Origin of the sequence: Micromonospora sp. NPDC047730, assembly GCF_043204765.1 — a bacterium.
Taxonomy (GTDB): domain Bacteria; phylum Actinomycetota; class Actinomycetes; order Mycobacteriales; family Micromonosporaceae; genus Micromonospora.
Genome location: NZ_JBIDCU010000004.1, coordinates 394,499 through 410,844, shown reverse-complemented (window position 1 = coordinate 410,844; position 16,346 = coordinate 394,499). Strand labels below are relative to the sequence as shown.

The following is a 16,346-nucleotide window of genomic DNA, read 5'->3' as shown; positions in this document are numbered from 1 at the left end:
GGGCGGCGGAGCCTGCCTGCCAGCGAGCCGCTTGACTACGAGGGCCGCAGGTCGCGGCCGGCCGCACGCAGATGGACGACCAGCGTGTCCACGGGAATGCCCAGCACGCTCGCGAGCAACGTCAGCGGATCCGGGTGGCCCTTGCCCATGAGGTCCTCATAGATGGCGAGCAGCCCGCGCAGGCGGGCGTCGGCGTCCTCGGGCCGGGGGGAAAGTTCGGCGATCCGCCCTTCCACGTACCGGCGCGCCATGATCTGGAACGCGTTCACGCCGAGCATCACGTCGTCGTCCGGCTCCGGGTGGCGATTCTGGTCGGTCGGCATGGCGGTCGTCCTTTACTCAGGGGGTGGGGGTGGTCGAGGGGGTGGCCGCGCCGATCAGCCCGCCGAAGAAGACCATGACCGTCAGCAGGACCATCGGGGCGACGAAGACGTAGCCGAGGACCAGGCCCGCGACGGCCATGCCTCGCCCCGACTTCGCGTTGTTGCGGGTCTCGTTCAGACCGACGTGGCCAAGAATGACGGCGAGCAGGCACGGCAACCCGAACAGGCACCACCCGCCGAGGACGCCGAGAATCCCGAGCACCATCGACGCCACGGCGACGCCAGAGGTCGGCGGCACCTGTACGACAACATGGGTCGCCGGATAGCCGTACGGCGGGCGCGGGCTTGGTGGCGGGGGAAGGGCCGGCACCGGCGGCGAAGGCCGGTACGGGTCGTAGCCGGACTGGTGGGTCACGGTGACTCCTGTCTGGGTGAACGGATGTGCGGCGCGGGTGCCGTGGAGTGGGAGTTGCTCCGCTGGGCCAACCAGGGGCTCAGCGGGCGGGCCGCCACTCGCCGCACCTCTCGGAGCTGAAGGCGTAGTCCGAGGAGCGGATGGTGACCTGCACCCGCCGCGCGCTGTTGGTGAAGTAGTTGTCGATGATCCGGCCGGAGCTGTTCTGCCGCTCCCAGTAGCAGCCCTCGACGTCGGTGGCGACGTACGTGCCCGGCTTGATCTCCTTGCCGACCCGGAAGGTGCCTGGCCCGAACAGTCGTCCCTCCGCCTCGAGCTTGACGTCGGCCTGGCCGCGCCGGACCGCCTCGCGCCACTTCTTCGCGTACGGGTGCTTCGGGCAGAGCGTCAGGGCACCGTTTCTCTCAGCAATCTGCGCAGGACTGGCGGCGAACCCCGGCTCGGCGTAGACGTCGTCCGGGTCGACGGCGGCGCAGATCTCGTACAGCGTCGAGATGTCCTGGTCGTCGTAGCCGGACGTCTTGTAGGCGGCCTGCTCGGTGGCGGTGACGATGGCGACCGTCCCCTCCACCTCGCACGAGCTCGGCTTCGCCAGCCAGACCTGGCTGAAGTCAGGGCGCCCGTCCGCGCCGGGGGAGATCGTGAGTGCGGAATCCCAGTCCTGACCGGTGTCGCACGAGACGGTGATCGGCCCCTGCTGGGGGACGTTCTTCGGGTCGTCCGGGTACGGGTCGAGCCCGTCGGGCATTCCGTCGCCGTCCCGGTCAGGCGGCGGCGTCGGGCTGGGCGTCGGGGACGGGCTCGCAGTGGCGGACGGACTGGCCGAGGGCGTGGACGCGCTACCCGTGGCCGTCGGGTCGTCGCCGCAGCCTGCCAGGACGACGGCCGTCAGCGCGGCGGTGGCCAGCGGGACGCCGACCCGGCGGGTGAGCGGGTGCGACCCGGCCCGACGCAGGAGCGAGGAGGCCGGCGACTGAACGGTGGCGGTGTGGCGGGGGAGGAGCATGACCGTCTCCAGGCGTGAGAGTGGGGGATCAGGACGCGACGGTGGCGTGCCAGTCGCGCAGGAACGCGTCGGCCAGGGCGTGCGCCCGCGGGTGTACGTCGAACGGCTCGCCGACCCGGCGGCGCGCCATGTGCGACAGGCCGTCGGCGGCCTCGTTGAGGGCGTGCCCGCTGTGCCCCCGCACGTGGGCGAACGACAGGTCCGGCCGCTGGCCCACCAGCTCGGCGAGCCGTACGAGGGTCGGCTGGTCCGACCACCGGCGCGGCCGCAGGCTGTAGCCGGCCGGCATGGCGGTGGTGTCGCCGCCCTGCCAGCGGTGCAGGTACCGCAGGGCGCTCAGGCTGTCCAGCAGCACCGTCATGCCGGCCGGCACCGCGTCGTACGCCGACAGCAGGAACTCGACCGCCCGCAACTCGTCGACCAGCACCCGCGAGGCGCCGGTCGGGTCCATCCGGCCCGTACGCCGGCCGCGCAGGCCGTAGTGGCCGTCGCTGACGACGTACCCGATGCCGCCGGCGCGGCCCTTCCAGCTCGCGTCGGTCGCGGCGACCAGGGTCGCGGACGCGCCCGCCCAGCGGCCCACCCGGCCGCGGCCCCGCTGCGGCTGCGGCTGCGGCCGGCAGGCCGTGCCGTGCTCAGCGGCCAGCCGCTCGGCGGAGTCGAGCAACTGGCCGGCCGAGGCGAACGCGTCGTAGTGGGCCGCGGTGACGGACAGCGTCACGGCATCGCCGATCCGCTGGCAGTCCGGGCAGCGGGTCAGCCGTACGTAGGTGCGCAGCGCGAAGGCGCGCTCGCGCAGCGGACCGGGGAGCAACTCCAGGGCGTGGATGAACTCGTCACGACGCACGACGCCTCCTTGACGTGGGAGTGGGTAGGTGGTGATCAGTCCGCGAGCGTGAAGACCATCTGGACGCCGCTGTCCGGGTGGTAACTCCACGAGGCGCGGATTCCGTCCCACTCGCCGGACCGCCGTCCGTCCAGCGCCCTGGTCGCTTCGACCTCCGCTCGCACGGAGTCCGGCATCTCCAATTCGGACCAGTAGCACTCGAGCTGGTCGAGGCTCAGGCCGCTGGTTTCCTTGCCGAGGCTGCGCAGGGTCAACGTGCTGCCGTCGTCACCCAACCTCGCGTAGTCGTCCGACGCGGCCCCGCACGCCTGGCGGGCCGCCTCGAGCGGGGACTGCCGGTTGACGAGTGCGAAAGCGATGCCAGTCGCCAGGAGTACGAGGGCCACCGCGGCTACCACGATCAGCACACTGCGGCGCCTCCGTCGAGGCTGCGTGGGCCAGGTCTCGGGGATGAACGGCATCCCGGGTTGTGCAGACTTGCGCGGTTCCTGGGAATGGTGCGCCGGTATCGGGTTGGTCTGGTCGGTCATGGCGGTCTCCGCTGTTGGCTGACGGGTGGGGGTTGCGTCGGAGGCAGTGGGGCGGGCGGATCACCCGCCCCGACCGAATGCGAGAGGTCAGCTCAGCGCGACGGTGACGCCGCCGGAGAACATCGAGTCGTGCAGCTCGAGCTTGGTGAGCTTGACGTTCTTCGGAATGTCGAAGACGAAGACGCCGGTCACCTGGTTGCCGGGGTTGATCTCCTCGAAGAAGGTGCTCTGGTCCTTGTTGGCGTAGAGGCCGGCCTCGGTGTCGGACGAGTACTCGGTGCCGTCCGCGGCGTAGGCCTTCTGGCTGCTGCCGTCGAGCAGCTGCGCCTCCTTGCCGATGTTCTTGACGTTGACCGTGACCAGGCAGAACTGGCCCTGGGCCTTGTCGCCGAGCATCGAGGTGCCGACCTTGGTCACGCCGCACTTGGCCGACTTGACCGTGAACTCGAACTTCCCGTCGCGGGCCGGCTGGCCGATCTTGGCGGTCTTCGCCGGCTTGTCGTCGCCCTTGGCACCGCTGTCGCTGCCGGAGCCGCTGGAGCTGTCGGTGGCCCCGGAGCTGCAGCCCAGCGCGACGACGGCGGTGGCGATGAGGGCGAGCGTGGTGGTCTTGCGCATCGAAATCCTCCTGGTGTGAACCGTGGCGGCGTCAATGAGAGCATCATCTGTGAACGCTGTCAACGAACATGATGCTTGACGGGTGTGACACACTTCGGAGGTGCAGGTGAACCCGACCATTACGGCGGCGGAGATCGCCCGGCTCGCCGGGGTGGGTCGCGCCGCCGTCAGCAACTGGCGGAAACGCCATCCCGACTTCCCGGCCCCGGTGGGTGGCACCACGGCCAGCCCCGAGTTCGACCTCGCCGAGGTCGAGCGGTGGCTGGGCCGGCAGGGCAAACTCCCCGAGCTGTCCCGGGCCGACCGGCTCTGGCGCCACCTCGCCGCCGTCGGGGAGACCCCCGCGACCGGGCTGGCCGCCGTCGGCGCCCTGCTGCTCGCCGGGCAACGCGGCGGACGACCACGCCGTGGACACACCGACATCTCCGTCGTCGCCGACCTGCGACCGGAAATCGACGCGCTCGCCGACGAGTTGGGGCCGCAGACCGCCTTCGACGAGCTGTGGCAGCGCTTCTCCGCGCCCGGCCCGGGTCGTCCCTGGGCCACCCCGGACGAACTGGCCGACCTGATGGTCGAGCTTGCCGGTGTCGGTGGCGGCTCCGTCCTCGATCCTGCTGCGGGGTCCGGCGCCACGCTGCGGGCCGCAGTGCGGGCCGGCTGCGTCACGGCCTACGGACAGGAGCTCGACGAGGACCTCGCCCGGCTGGCCGGGCTCTGGCTCGCCCTGCGCGAGGTGCCGGGCGAGGTGTGCCCCGGCGACTCACTGCGCGCCGACGCCTTCGCCGGCCGCACCGTCGACGCCGTCATCTGCCACCCGCCGTTCGGCGTCACGAACTGGGGAAACGAGGAACTCGGCTACGACCCCCGCTGGGAGTACGGCGTCCCGCCACGCACCGAGCCGGAGCTGGCCTGGGTGCAGCACGCCCTGGCCCACCTCCGCCCCGGCGGGCACGCCGTGATCCTGATGCCGCCGGCGGCTGCCGGACGTCGCGCGGGCCGGCGGATCCGAGCCGAACTGCTCCGCCGCGGCGCGCTGCGCGCCGTCATCGCACTCCCGAGCGGGGTGGCCGCGCCGCACGGCGTACCGCTGCACCTGTGGGTGCTGCGACGGCCCATTGCCGACGCGCCCGCACCGGCGCGGGCGCTGCTGGTCGACGCCGCGGAGGGTGAGCTTCCCGAACTCTCGGCGCGGGTCCTGGCTACCTGGCGGGCCTTCACCGCCGCGCCCGACGCCGAGATCGAGGAGGTCGGCTTCGCCCGCGCGGTGCCGGTCATCGAGCTGCTCGACGAGGAGGTCGACCTCACCCCCGCCCGCCGGCAACCGGCCGTCGGGGGCGAGCAGAGCGGCGAACATCTGGTACGCACCAGAGAGCGGCTGGTTGCCATCGTCGGCGACCTGCCGGCGCTGATGCCGCAGGTCACGCCCGCGCCCGACGGGGCCGCACCACTCGTCGTCACGGTCGCCGAGCTGGCCCGCACGGGCGCGTTGCAGCTGATCGGCCCCATCCGCGCCAACTCGTCAGCAGACGTCGGCGGATCGACCGGCGGGGCGCCGGTGCTCACCGTGCAGGACGTGCTGGCCGGCGTAGACGCCTCCGGTCGGGCCGACGACCGGCTCGGCCAGGAGATCTCCCTGGCGGTGGGCGATGTCGTGGTGCCGATGATCGCCCGCACGCTCACGCCTCGGGTGATCACCGCCGAGGGAGCCCTGCTCGGTCGCAACCTCTACCTGCTGCGCCCCAACCCGGCGGCGCTCGACCCGTGGTTTCTCGCCGGGCAACTGCGCACCTCGGCCAACGAGAAGCAGGCGTCGAGCCTGTCGGGCACGCTCCGCTTCGACATCCGGCGAGCCCAGGTGCGGCGCCGGCCGCTCGACGAGCAGCGGACGCACGGGGAGGCGTTCCGGCGCCTCGACGCCTTCGAGTCGGCAATCCGACAGGCGGCGTCGCTGGGGGCCGAGCTGGTCCAGCTCACCGCGGACGGCCTCGCGCGTGGATCACTTCAGGCTGAGCAGCGGCCGAGCCGTAAGCGACCGAGCAGGTAAGGGACCAATCGCCGTCCCTGCTGACGAAACGGGCTCCTCGTCCGACCGGGTGGTGGACTGCACCGCTCCGGCGCACCGGCCATACTCCTTCACTTAAGGCAACCGAAAGGAACCTGGTGAGTACCAAGCACCAAGAGCTCGCGAACTTCATCTGGTCGGTGGCCGACCTGCTGCGCGGCGACTACAAGCAGTCCGAGTACGGCCGGGTCATCCTGCCGTTGACCGTGCTGCGGCGACTCGACTGCGTGCTGGAGCCGACGAAGGACGCGGTGCTCGCCAAGCACGCACAGCTCAAGCAGCTCGGCGTGCAGAACATGGACCCGGTGCTGCGCAAGGCCGCCGGCCTGTCGTTCTACAACACCAGCGAGATGTCCTTCCGCAAGCTCCTCGGTGACCAGGACCACGTCGCGCTGAACCTGCGCGCCTACATCGGCGGCTTCTCGCCCGGCGCGGTCGACGTGTTGGAGAAGTACGGTTTCGACACCCAGATCAGCCGCCTTGCCGAGGCCGGGCTGCTCTACCAGGTGGTCGCCAAGTTCGCCGACATCGACCTGCACCCGGACGTGGTCTCCAACCACCAGATGGGCTACGTCTTCGAGGAGCTGATCCGCCGCTTCTCTGAAATCAGCAACGAGACCGCCGGTGAGCACTTCACCCCGCGCGAGGTCATCAAGCTGATGGTCAACCTGCTGCTTGCCCCCGACGAGGAGGACCTGGTCACCCCCGGCATCGTCCGCAAGGTCTACGACCCGGCCTGCGGCACCGGCGGGATGCTCAGTGAGGCCCAGGACCACATCCAGGCGCACAACCCGCATGCCACCGTCGAGGTGTACGGGCAGGAGCTCAACGGCGAGACGTACGCGATCTGCCGCTCGGACATGATGCTCAAGGGCGGCGACCCGACGAAGATCGCCTATGGCAACTCGTTCAGCCAGGACGGCCACGAGGGCGAGCGGTTCGACTACATGCTCGCCAACCCGCCGTTCGGCGTGGAGTGGAAGAAGGTCGAGAAGTTCATCAAGGACGAGCACGCCCGCGGCTTTGCCGGCCGGTTCGGTGCGGGGCTGCCCCGGATCAACGACGGCTCGCTGCTCTTTCTCCAGCACATGATCTCGAAGATGAAGCGCCCCGAGGACGGCGGCAGCCGCCTGGCCATCGTCTTCAACGGCTCGCCGCTGTTCACCGGCGCCGCCGGCTCCGGGGAGTCGGAGATCCGCCGCTGGATCCTGGAGAATGACCTCCTCGAAGGCATCGTCGCCCTGCCCGACCAACTCTTCTACAACACCGGCATTTCCACGTACTTCTGGATCCTCGCCAACCGCAAGGACCCGGCGCGTGCGCGCAAGGTCGTGCTGCTCGACGGTCGCGACTACTGGACCAAGCTGCGCAAGGGCCTCGGAGAAAAGCGTAAGCAGATCGCCGAGGAACAGATCGCTGAGCTGACCCGCGCGTACGTCGATGCTCTGTCTGTCGCGAACGACCCGGAGCACCCGCAAGCCGCCAAGGTGAAGGTCTTCAGGACTACCGACTTCGGCTACCAGCGGATCACGGTCGAACGCCCTCTGCGGCTGCGGTTCGAGGTCACACAGGACTCGCTCGCCCTGTTGGCCGAGGCGCGGGCGGTGCTCAAGTACGCCAAGCGCGAGGAGCTGCTGTCGTCTGCGAAGGGCCTGCTCGGAGCGCAGTCGAAGAGCCGGTGCGAGTTCGCGATGCAGCTCGCCAAGCTTGGCAAGCTGCCCGCAGCGCTGGAGAAGGCGGTATGGGACGCGTTTTCTGTCAGCGATCCGCAGGGGGAGGTGCAGACTGACCGCAAGGGCAAGCCGTTGCCTGATGTCGACCTACGCGACAACGAGAACGTGCCGCTCGACGAGGACATCCACGACTACCTCAAGCGCGAGGTGCTCCCGCACGTCCCCGACGCCTGGATCGACGAGGCCAAGACCAAAATCGGGTACGAGATCCCATTCACTCGCCACTTCTACATGTATGCACCGCCGCGTCCCCTATCCGAGATTGACGCTGAGATCAGGTCGCTCGAGGCCGAAATCCAGGAATTGCTTGGCGAGGTGATCAAGTGACGGCCGTTCCGGGGCTCGGATCGGTGCCCGCACATTGGCGAACAGAGCGGGCGCGGTGGCTACTCGCTCGGCAGCGGCGACCGATTCGCCCTCATGATGGCGTGGTTACCGCCTTCCGTGATGGCCAGGTGACTCTCCGAGCGAACCGTAGAGTGGATGGCTTCACTGAGGCCATTCAGGAGATCGGGTATCAGGGAATCAGGCGGGGCGATCTTGTCGTCCATGCAATGGACGGGTTTGCCGGCGCCGTTGGAGTCTCCGACGCAGATGGCAAGGCTTCTCCAGTCGTTCATGCATACGTTGGCTCTGAAGACGTCGATGTTCGTTACTTCGCATACGTCCTTCGCTACATGGCGCTTAATGGCTACGTGTCATCCCTTGCCAAAGGAATTCGGGAACGCTCAACCGCATTCGATGCGGCGACGCTCGCAGATGTCGTCTTGCCGCATCCTCCAATCGAGGACCAGCGGCGCATCGCTGACTTCCTGGACGGCGAGCTCGCGCGGCTTGGCCAAATCCAAGGCCTCAGGGCGGCGCAGCGGGCCCAGCTCGACGAGCATGTTCAGGCGAGCATCTCGGAGGCGATAACTCCAGGCATCCTAAGCGGAAGTCCACGGCATGTTCGGTTCCCGTGGCTGCCAGCGCTTTCTGATGGCGTTCCGCTTGTGCGGCTAGGATATTTGAGCCGACTTCAATCTGGCCTCACCGTGGACGGGGCTCGCAAGAAGACTGAAGATGATGTCACTCGACCTTACCTCCGTGTTGCAAATGTTCAAGCGGGATACATCAATCTAGATTCGGTCACGCAGATCACGGTGCCCCGCACGGTCGCTGCGCGGAGTACGTTGCAGCCAGGCGACGTCCTGATGACCGAAGGTGGGGATCTCGACAAGCTTGGTCGAGGAACGGTCTGGCGCGATGAGTTGCCTAACTGCCTGCATCAGAATCATGTCTTCGCGCTCCGCGTCAATAAAGCCCAGCTTGATCCAGATTACCTCGCTCTCGCCACTCGCTCCCTTCACGGTCGATGCTATTTCGAAAGTACCGGAGTAAAGACGACCAACCTCGCGTCTACCAATAGTAGTAAGATTCTGAGCTTTCCTGTTCCACTGCCGGCCATCGATCGTCAACGTGTCATCGTAGCCGAACTTGGGAAGGAGTTGAAGGAAATTGAGCGAGTGCGTAAATCCATTGAGCGCCAGATGGCACGACTATACGAGCGACGGCAGGCGATCGTCGCTGCTGCTGTAACTGGTCACGTAGACATCACAACGGCGCGAGGGGTGGACGTATGACTCCGGTGCACCAAGAGCAATCGTTCGAGGCGGCAATCGAAGGAACGTTGCTGGGTTCCGGGTGGCACCGCGGGGCGGCGAGCAACTTCGATCGTCCGTTGGGACTCGACACCGCGGAGTTGTACGCGTTCATCGGTGCAAGCCAGCCTGACGAGTGGTTCAAGCTGCTGGCGTACCACGGGAACAACCCGGACGAGGCGCAGCGCCACTTCGCCCAGCACCTCGCCAAGCAGATCGACGAGCGCGGCCCCCTCGATGTCCTCCGCCGGGGCGTCAAGGACAAGGGCGTCCTCATCCGCCTCGCTTACTTCAAGCCCGCCCACGCCATCACCGATGACGCGCTCAAGCTCTACCGCGCCAACCGCCTCACCGTCACCCGCCAGCTCGCCTACTCAACCAGCAACAACAACACCCTCGACCTGGTCCTCTTCGTCAACGGCATCCCGCTCGCCACGGCCGAGCTGAAGAACCCGCTGACCGGCCAGACCGTCGAGGACGCCAAGGAGCAATACCGCAAGAGCCGCGGCCCGAAGGAACTGCTCTTCGCTCGGCGTACCCTCGTGCACTTCGCCGTGGATCCCGACCTGGTCTTCGTGACGACGAAGCTGGCGGGGGAGAAGACTCGTTTCCTGCCCTTCAACACCGGCTCGGACGGGCCGGGCGTCTCCGGCGGCGCCGGCAACCCGCCGGTCGGCGCGTCCGGCTACCGCAGCTCCTACCTGTGGGAGCAGATCTGGCACCCGGACACCTGGATGGACCTGGTGCGGCGGTTCCTGCACACCGACAAGGACTCCGGGAGCCTGATCTTCCCGCGCTACCACCAGTGGCACGCGGTCACTCAGCTCACCGACCACGCGGCCCGCCACGGTTCTGGCCACAACTACTTGGTGATGCACTCGGCCGGGTCGGGCAAGTCGAACACCATCGCCTGGCTGGCGCACCGGCTGTCCAGCCTGCACACCGCGTCCGTGGTTGACAACGAACGGCTGCGCCCCAACGAGCCGGTCTTCGACAAGGTCATCATCATCACCGACCGGGTGGTGCTGGACCGGCAGTTGCAGGACACCGTCTTCCAGTTCGAGCACGTGCCGGGTGTGGTGCAGCGGATCGACAAGGACTCCGCCCAACTCGCCGCCGCCCTCCAGGGCGAGACCGCCAAAGTCGTCATCACCACCATGCAGAAGTTCCCCTACATCCTCGACAAGGTGCAGGGGCTCCGCGGTAAGCGGTTCGCGGTCATCGTCGACGAGGCGCACTCGTCGCAGTCCGGTGACTCGGCCGCTGCGCTGAAGAAGGTGCTGCTCAAGCTCGGCAGCGACGACGTGGACGAGTCGGGTGACCTGCTTACCGCCTCTGCGCTGGCCCGGGGCCGGCACGAGACGCTGTCGTACTTTGCGTTCACCGCCACGCCGAAGCCGAAGACCCTCGAACTGTTCGGCACGCCGCACCCGGTCACCGGGAACCCGCAGCCGTTCCACACGTACTCGATGCGGCAGGCCATCGAGGAGGGCTTCATCCTCGACGTGCTGCGCAACTACGTGACCTACAAGGCGTACTGGAAGCTGGCCAACGCCAACCCCGACGACCCGGACGTCGACCCGAAGAAGGCCGGCGCGCAGCTCGCCCGCTTCGCCAGCCTGCACCCGACGATGCAGGCACAGAAGGCGGAGATCATCGTCGAGCACTTCCGCAAGCACACCGCGCCGCGCCTCGGCGGTCGCGCCAAGGCCATGGTGGTCACCGGCTCCCGCGAGGCCGCCGTCCGCCTGCACACCGCCATCCGCAAGTACGTCGACATGCAGGGCTACGTCGGCTGTGACTCCCTGGTCGCGTTCTCTGGTGAGCTGGAGGTCGACGGCGTCGAGCACACCGAGGCGCGGGTCAACGGGTTCAGCGAGGGTGAGCTGCCCGAGAAGTTCGCCTACACCGCCGCCGACGACAAGCATGCCGGCACGCCGAGGGCCAAGCAGGACACCGAGTACCGGATTCTGGTCGTCGCCGAGAAGTACCAGACCGGCTTCGACCAGCCGCTGCTGACCACGATGTACGTCGACAAGCTGCTGAAGAGCGTCGCCGCCGTGCAGACCCTGTCCCGGCTCAACCGCACCCACCCGCTCAAGGCCCAGGGCGACATCTTCGTCCTCGACTTCGTCAACGAGGCCGGCGACATCGCCGAGCAGTTCAAGCCGTACTTCGAAACCGCTGCCACCACGCCCACCGACCCGAACCTGCTCTACACCGCCCAGAACGCGGTCACCGGGTATCCGGTGCTGGTCGACTCGGAGATGCAGGCCTACGCCGAGGCGCTGCTCGCCGCCGAGCGCAAGGCGACCAGCGACACCGGCCTGCAGCGGGCGCACGCCTCGCTCTACCGCTTCACCGAACCGGCCGTCGACCGCTACAAGGCTCTCGCCGCCGACGACGCCGAGGCCGCCGACGGCTTCCGGTCCGCGCTGCGCGACTACACCCGGATGTACGCGTTCCTCAGCCAGGTCGTGCCCTACCACGACGAGGACCTGGAACGCCTCTACCTCTACGGGCGTGCGCTGCTCAACCGGCTGCCGCGCCGGCAGGACCCGTCCGTCGACATCGGCGAGGTGCAGCTCACCCACCTGCGGGTCAGCAAGACCGGCGAGCACGACGCCTCGCTGTCGCCCGAGGGCGAGCAGATGCTGCCCGGCTTCGTCGGCGGGGGAGCGGGCCGGCAGCACGACCCGGAGAAGGTGGCCCTGTCGGAGCTGATCGACGCGTTCAACGACAAGTTCGGCATCGGGCTGGGCGAGTCGGACAAGGTCTGGGTCGAGCAGCAGATCGTCGCCCTCGCCGAGGACGGCACTCTGGAAGCCGCCGCGATGGTCAACGACGAGAGCAACTTCGGCGTCGTATGCGACAAGCGGATCGAGGACGTGATCCTGTCCCGGCACGACGACAACGGCAAACTCATGCAGCGCTACCTCGACGACGAGAGCCTGCGGTCGCAGCTCAACCAGTTCGCGCGCCGGCAGGCGTACCAGATGATCCGCCGCCGCAAGGGCATCGCATAACCTGAATGAATGGTCCCGTGGGTGGGACCGGCTGCTCGCGCTGGGAGGCGATGGCGATGCAGGCGCAGGACCGCGTGGCCGACCGCTACGAACTCACCTACGCGGTCGGTCACGGCGGCATGGGCGAGGTGTGGGCCGGCTTCGACGAGAAGCTCGACCGGCCCGTCGCCATCAAGTTCCTCCGCAGGCTCTCCATCCCGGAGGGCGAGCGGGAGAACGCGGTCGAGCGGTTCATGCGGGAGGCCCGGGTGACCGCCCGGCTCGACCACCCCGGGGTGCCCAGCGTGCACGACGTCGGCATTCAAGGCGACGACATCTACATCGTGATGCAGCTCGTACCCGGCATGCTCCTCTCCGACCTGGTCGCTGAACGCGGCTGGCTCTCCGTGCCGTGGGCGGCGGCGATCGGGGCACAGATCTGCTCCGTGCTGGCGACGGCTCACGCCGCCTCGCTGGTGCACCGCGACCTCAAGCCGCAGAACCTGATGGTCACACCCACCGGCTCGGTCAAGGTCCTCGACTTCGGGGTGGCCGCGCTGCTCGGCCCGGCAGACGTACCCCGACTGACCGCCACCGGCCACACCCTCGGCACGCCCACCTACATGGCGCCCGAGCAGGCGTTGAACAGCACGGTGGGCCCGAAGGCCGACCTGTACGCGCTCGGCTGCGTGCTGTTCGAACTGCTGACCGGCAATCCGCCCTACCGGGCGGACAACCCGCTCGGCATGCTGCACCGGCACATGAACGACCCGGTCCCCTTGGTGACGGACCACCGCGCCGGCGTACCGGACGCGCTGGTGCAGCTCGTCGTGCGGATGCTCGCCAAGGACCCGCAGCACCGTCCCGGGTCCGCCGCCGAGGTGTACGAAATCCTGATGCCGCTCGGTGCTGTCGAGTCGGATCTTGCCGCCGACCTGGCGATGACGGTCGCGGACGGCCAGCGGGTCGATCCGACGATGCCGTACCGGTACCCATTCGGACCGCTGCCGCCCCAGGCGCCCCTCGCCCCCACGAAGATCGACGTGGTGCGCCCCCGCAGCGCTCCGGAGGTCATCCACGTTCCCTCTCTTGACGAGCTGGCGGAGGTCGAGGAGCGGGCCTGGGAATTGGCCGAGGAGGAGCGGTTCACCCAGGCGGCCGAGCTGCTGGAGACCGCGCTGCGCCCGATCCGCAAGGCTCACGGCGCGGTCAAGCAGCCGAGGATTCTGGAGCTGCGCGTCAACCTGGCCAACCTGTACGTCCTCGCGGGCGCGTTCCGGCAGGCGCTGCCCGAGTTCCAGCGGCTGATCCCCGATCTGGCTGAGCGACCGGTGCCGGACCAGGAGCTGATCTGGCAGTGCCGGCAGCAGGCGGCTGTCTGCCAGGCGGAACTGGGCGAGGCCACCGCAGCGCTCAGTGAGCTGGAAGCGGTGTTCGTTGAGGAGGAGCGGGTCATGCCACCCGGCTCGCCGGAGTTGGTCGCTCTGCGGCAACAGATCGCCATGCTCGCCGCCGGGATGGGCGATGTTTCCGGTGCGCGACGCAGGCTTCAGGGTCTGCTCGATGACGTCAGCGCCTCCTCCGGAGCACAGTCGCCGGCGGCGGAGGAGATCGAGATGTTGCTGGTTCGTCTCGATCGGCTGGACGGCGGCGTGCCGGGTGTCAAGGGCCACCACGAAATCCGTTGACCACTTGTCCCTGAGGTGCTTGTCGGGAGGTGGCACACTTGCGGTTCAGCCCTTGTTGGACTTTGGGACGCCAATTCTTGATCTTTCGTTAGGATTGGATCTTCATGGCTGAAGTGATAGCTGCGATCGTCGGTGGGGTCTTCGCAGTGCTTGCCGCCATTATCGCGGCCCGCCATCAGCAGAGAACAAGCAAGCGACACGGCCGGGGCAACGGAGGCGCGGCCACGCCCTCGCCCGCGCCTCCGCGAATGGCGGAGAACAAGGGTGGTTCGGTTGGTCGCGACTCGGGGAAGGGTGGGGGTGCCAAGGTTCCTTCGGAACGAGCGGCCGATCGCGGCGACAATGACCCGGGGAAGAGAGAGTTGCCGCTCCATCGTGTGGGTGAATCGTATCGAGGGCTCAGCGGGGAAGATCTGGAAGTGCGGTTCCTGACCGACGCGGAACTGCGCGTTCGGCGGGGTGACACGTTCATCTTCGATGACAAGGCGCAGGATCGATAGCATGTTCATCCCTCCGCGATTTCATAAGTCGATCCTGTCGCATGCGATCTCGGTTGCGGCCTTTCCGAAATACCCCCTACTGCTCGCGGTCCAGGGCCGCCCCGGGGATGGGAAGTCCTATCAGACCCGCGAGAGCCTCCGTGCCGGCGGGTTCGTCGTTTTTGCCCTCTCGGCCGCGATGCTCGGTGGTTCACATGAAGGGGACTCGGTGCAAGGTGTGCGTGACCTGTACGGGAGGGCGCGTGCCTACCGTGAGGCTCCAAATTCTCGCGGCTACCCGGCACTGTTGCTCGAAGATTTCGACCTCAGTCCTGCAAACCAGCGGGCGAACAGCCGTTACACGGTCAACTCTCAGCTTCTGGTGGGGTTCCTGATGAACCTCGCTGATGACATTTCTATGTGTGATGTCGGGACCACCGACCGATACCCGATTTTTCTCACCGGCAACGACTTCAGCTCAATGCATGGGCCCTTGATGCGCCCAGGTAGGTCGAACATATTCACCTGGGAACCGAATGCGGACGAGCGGTCGCAGGTTGTCTTCACCATGCTGCAGCCGTATATTCCGCAGTTGTCCATGAATGAGGCTGCCAAGCTTTCTAACAAGTATTCGGCGGCGCCACTGGCCGCCTATTCGGCTGCGCTGAATGACTGTCTGGCGTCGCACGCCTACGACTATGCGAGCAAATACAGAGTTTATGATGTGAATGCGATCAGGCGAGCATTCAGGGCTCCGAAGTTCGGATTGGAGGAGTATGAGGCCGCATTGAAGTTGCGTCACGACGAGTCCGCCAAGCCGCGCCGATTTCTGTAGGAGGGAAGATGTCTCTCAGCGGTCCCCGCATCAAGGTGAATGTCAGCGCGAAGGTTGCTGCGCTGACCCGCGCCAACGTCATTGGTCACGTCTCGCGCGAGGTCGCGGCAGCCGCCGGGGTCCCGGCCGCCGCACTCAAGACGATATTCGAGGGATTCCGCGACGGGTTGTTGCGGCGAGTCAAAATTGCTCAATACACAAGGTCGGGCGAGCTTGTCGGATACCTTTGCATCGAGGTGGACTGGGAAAAGTACGCGATCAACCTGATACAGGGTGCGACCTCCTCGGTGTTCCGACTCGATCCCTCGGCACCTGTCACCGGGCAGATGGCGCCGCTATTGGAACTCGCGGCTGAGTTCGTGGCGGCGAAGACCAGCGAGAACAAGGTCGAGGAGGTCGTCTGTCACTACAACGCTCTGCCCGACAAGCTCGAGGAGCTTCGGCGCCGCTTCGGCACGGTCCCCCTTACCGATGTGGATCGGAAGCGCATGAGTGAAGCCGCTCTCGATCGGGAGCTTGTGGTGTCGGACCAAAACTTGTCTGAGGCGACGGTCACCTACCGGTACAAGAACCTCGAATCCTGATCGCTGGCCTGCAACGCCGTCACGAACGCGATCCAGGAGCCAGGGGTGAAGACGAGCGCAGTACCGCCGGAGTCCTTCGAGTCGCGGACAGCGACGGTGCCGGGCAGGTTGGTGGCCACCTCGACGCACTCGCCGCCGTTGCCGCCGCTGCGGGTGCTCTTTCGCCAGACGGCTCCGCTGAGGTCAGTCATGCCGCATCTCCCCGATGATCCTCTTGATCGTGTCTCTTGATTCTGCCTCACCTTGTGCCAGCCGTGCGGCACTCGCGAAGGCGGCCTCGTAGGCCTGCAGTTCCGCAGGCTTGTCAAGGTAGAGCGCCCCGGTGAGCGATTCGCTGTACACGACTGACGGCTCGGGTACCGCCCGGCCGCCTTTGGTGACGGGAAAGTCCAGGATGACGAACGATCCTGCGACGGCACCGACGTGCGGTCCCGCATCCAACGGCACCACCCGGAGCGAGACGTTGGCACGCTTCTGTGGCGCGGTAGATCTTCTCGGGGAACCGCTGAGTGAGGACGGTCGGGTGACGCATGTTCTCGGCCCGGCGTGGACGGCCAAGCCGGACACCCCGGAGGACACCG

Annotated in this window: 15 protein-coding genes; 7 read left to right on the top strand and 8 right to left on the bottom strand. The window is 67.4% G+C overall.

Going from position 1 to position 16,346, the window contains the following annotated elements; translation table 11 throughout:
* Positions 1-35 precede the first annotated feature (35 nt).
* From ACGF5G_RS13890 to ACGF5G_RS13865, 6 genes are all read right to left on the bottom strand, one after another.
* Entirely contained in the window at positions 36-323 is a 288-nt protein-coding gene (locus ACGF5G_RS13890) for a hypothetical protein (protein ID WP_393262513.1), read from the bottom strand.
* A 16-nt stretch (positions 324-339) separates the two neighbouring features.
* A complete protein-coding gene (locus tag ACGF5G_RS13885; RefSeq protein WP_393262511.1) occupies positions 340-738 on the bottom strand; it encodes a DUF4190 domain-containing protein in 399 nt (132 codons plus the stop codon).
* A gap of 79 nt (positions 739-817) precedes the next feature.
* The gene (locus tag ACGF5G_RS13880) at positions 818-1,744 is read right to left on the bottom strand and encodes a hypothetical protein (protein WP_393262509.1); all 927 of its coding nucleotides are present in this window, start codon (positions 1,742-1,744) and stop codon (positions 818-820) included.
* Positions 1,745-1,772: 28 nt separating this feature from the next.
* Positions 1,773-2,591 (bottom strand): ribonuclease HI, encoded by an 819-nt coding sequence (locus ACGF5G_RS13875; protein WP_393262508.1) that lies wholly within the window; start codon positions 2,589-2,591, stop codon positions 1,773-1,775.
* Between the two features lie 35 nt (positions 2,592-2,626).
* Positions 2,627-3,121 (bottom strand): hypothetical protein, encoded by a 495-nt coding sequence (locus tag ACGF5G_RS13870; RefSeq protein WP_393262506.1) that lies wholly within the window; start codon positions 3,119-3,121, stop codon positions 2,627-2,629.
* Positions 3,122-3,208: 87 nt separating this feature from the next.
* A complete protein-coding gene (locus tag ACGF5G_RS13865; protein WP_393262504.1) occupies positions 3,209-3,739 on the bottom strand; it encodes a DUF4352 domain-containing protein in 531 nt (176 codons plus the stop codon).
* A gap of 106 nt (positions 3,740-3,845) precedes the next feature.
* On the opposite strand from ACGF5G_RS13865, the gene ACGF5G_RS13860 reads away from it, so the two are divergent.
* From ACGF5G_RS13860 to ACGF5G_RS13830, 7 genes are all read left to right on the top strand, one after another.
* Complete coding sequence (locus ACGF5G_RS13860) at positions 3,846-5,783, top strand: N-6 DNA methylase (RefSeq protein ID WP_393262501.1); 1,938 nt, start codon at positions 3,846-3,848, stop codon at positions 5,781-5,783.
* Between the two features lie 116 nt (positions 5,784-5,899).
* Complete coding sequence (locus ACGF5G_RS13855) at positions 5,900-7,861, top strand: N-6 DNA methylase (RefSeq protein WP_393262499.1); 1,962 nt, start codon at positions 5,900-5,902, stop codon at positions 7,859-7,861.
* A 152-nt stretch (positions 7,862-8,013) separates the two neighbouring features.
* Positions 8,014-9,156 (top strand): hypothetical protein, encoded by a 1,143-nt coding sequence (locus tag ACGF5G_RS13850; RefSeq protein WP_393262497.1) that lies wholly within the window; start codon positions 8,014-8,016, stop codon positions 9,154-9,156.
* A 98-nt stretch (positions 9,157-9,254) separates the two neighbouring features.
* Complete coding sequence (locus tag ACGF5G_RS13845; RefSeq protein ID WP_393262495.1) at positions 9,255-12,200, top strand: type I restriction endonuclease subunit R; 2,946 nt, start codon at positions 9,255-9,257, stop codon at positions 12,198-12,200.
* A gap of 5 nt (positions 12,201-12,205) precedes the next feature.
* Positions 12,206-13,867: a protein kinase gene (locus tag ACGF5G_RS13840; RefSeq protein WP_393262492.1), complete on the top strand. Its 1,662-nt coding sequence runs from the start codon at positions 12,206-12,208 to the stop codon at positions 13,865-13,867.
* 501 nt (positions 13,868-14,368) lie between these two features.
* Positions 14,369-15,181 carry an AAA family ATPase gene (locus ACGF5G_RS13835; RefSeq protein WP_393262490.1) on the top strand — a complete coding sequence of 271 codons (813 nt, stop codon included), beginning with the start codon at positions 14,369-14,371 and terminating at the stop codon, positions 15,179-15,181.
* Between the two features lie 8 nt (positions 15,182-15,189).
* Positions 15,190-15,765 (top strand): hypothetical protein, encoded by a 576-nt coding sequence (locus ACGF5G_RS13830; protein ID WP_393262488.1) that lies wholly within the window; start codon positions 15,190-15,192, stop codon positions 15,763-15,765.
* Here the strand turns inward: ACGF5G_RS13830 and ACGF5G_RS13825 are convergent.
* Positions 15,738-15,956 carry a DUF397 domain-containing protein gene (locus ACGF5G_RS13825; protein WP_393262485.1) on the bottom strand — a complete coding sequence of 73 codons (219 nt, stop codon included), beginning with the start codon at positions 15,954-15,956 and terminating at the stop codon, positions 15,738-15,740. The two genes, ACGF5G_RS13830 and ACGF5G_RS13825, sit on opposite strands and share 28 nt — an antisense overlap.
* Positions 15,949-16,332 (bottom strand): Scr1 family TA system antitoxin-like transcriptional regulator, encoded by a 384-nt coding sequence (locus ACGF5G_RS13820; protein WP_393262633.1) that lies wholly within the window; start codon positions 16,330-16,332, stop codon positions 15,949-15,951. The genes ACGF5G_RS13825 and ACGF5G_RS13820 overlap by 8 nt, the downstream gene beginning before the upstream one ends.
* Positions 16,333-16,346: the final 14 nt, after the last annotated feature.

What these genes read in the sequence shown, in the direction of transcription:
- ACGF5G_RS13835 (WP_393262490.1), top strand. Translation starts at nt 14,369, where the DNA reads ATGTTCATCCCTCCGCGATTTCATAAGTCGATCCTGTCGCATGCGATC.
- ACGF5G_RS13870 (WP_393262506.1), bottom strand. Translation starts at nt 3,121, where the DNA reads ATGACCGACCAGACCAACCCGATACCGGCGCACCATTCCCAGGAACCG.
- ACGF5G_RS13830 (WP_393262488.1), top strand. Translation starts at nt 15,190, where the DNA reads ATGTCTCTCAGCGGTCCCCGCATCAAGGTGAATGTCAGCGCGAAGGTT.
- ACGF5G_RS13825 (WP_393262485.1), bottom strand. Translation starts at nt 15,956, where the DNA reads ATGACTGACCTCAGCGGAGCCGTCTGGCGAAAGAGCACCCGCAGCGGC.
- ACGF5G_RS13840 (WP_393262492.1), top strand. Translation starts at nt 12,206, where the DNA reads ATGAATGGTCCCGTGGGTGGGACCGGCTGCTCGCGCTGGGAGGCGATG.
- ACGF5G_RS13880 (WP_393262509.1), bottom strand. Translation starts at nt 1,744, where the DNA reads ATGCTCCTCCCCCGCCACACCGCCACCGTTCAGTCGCCGGCCTCCTCG.
- ACGF5G_RS13865 (WP_393262504.1), bottom strand. Translation starts at nt 3,739, where the DNA reads ATGCGCAAGACCACCACGCTCGCCCTCATCGCCACCGCCGTCGTCGCG.
- ACGF5G_RS13890 (WP_393262513.1), bottom strand. Translation starts at nt 323, where the DNA reads ATGCCGACCGACCAGAATCGCCACCCGGAGCCGGACGACGACGTGATG.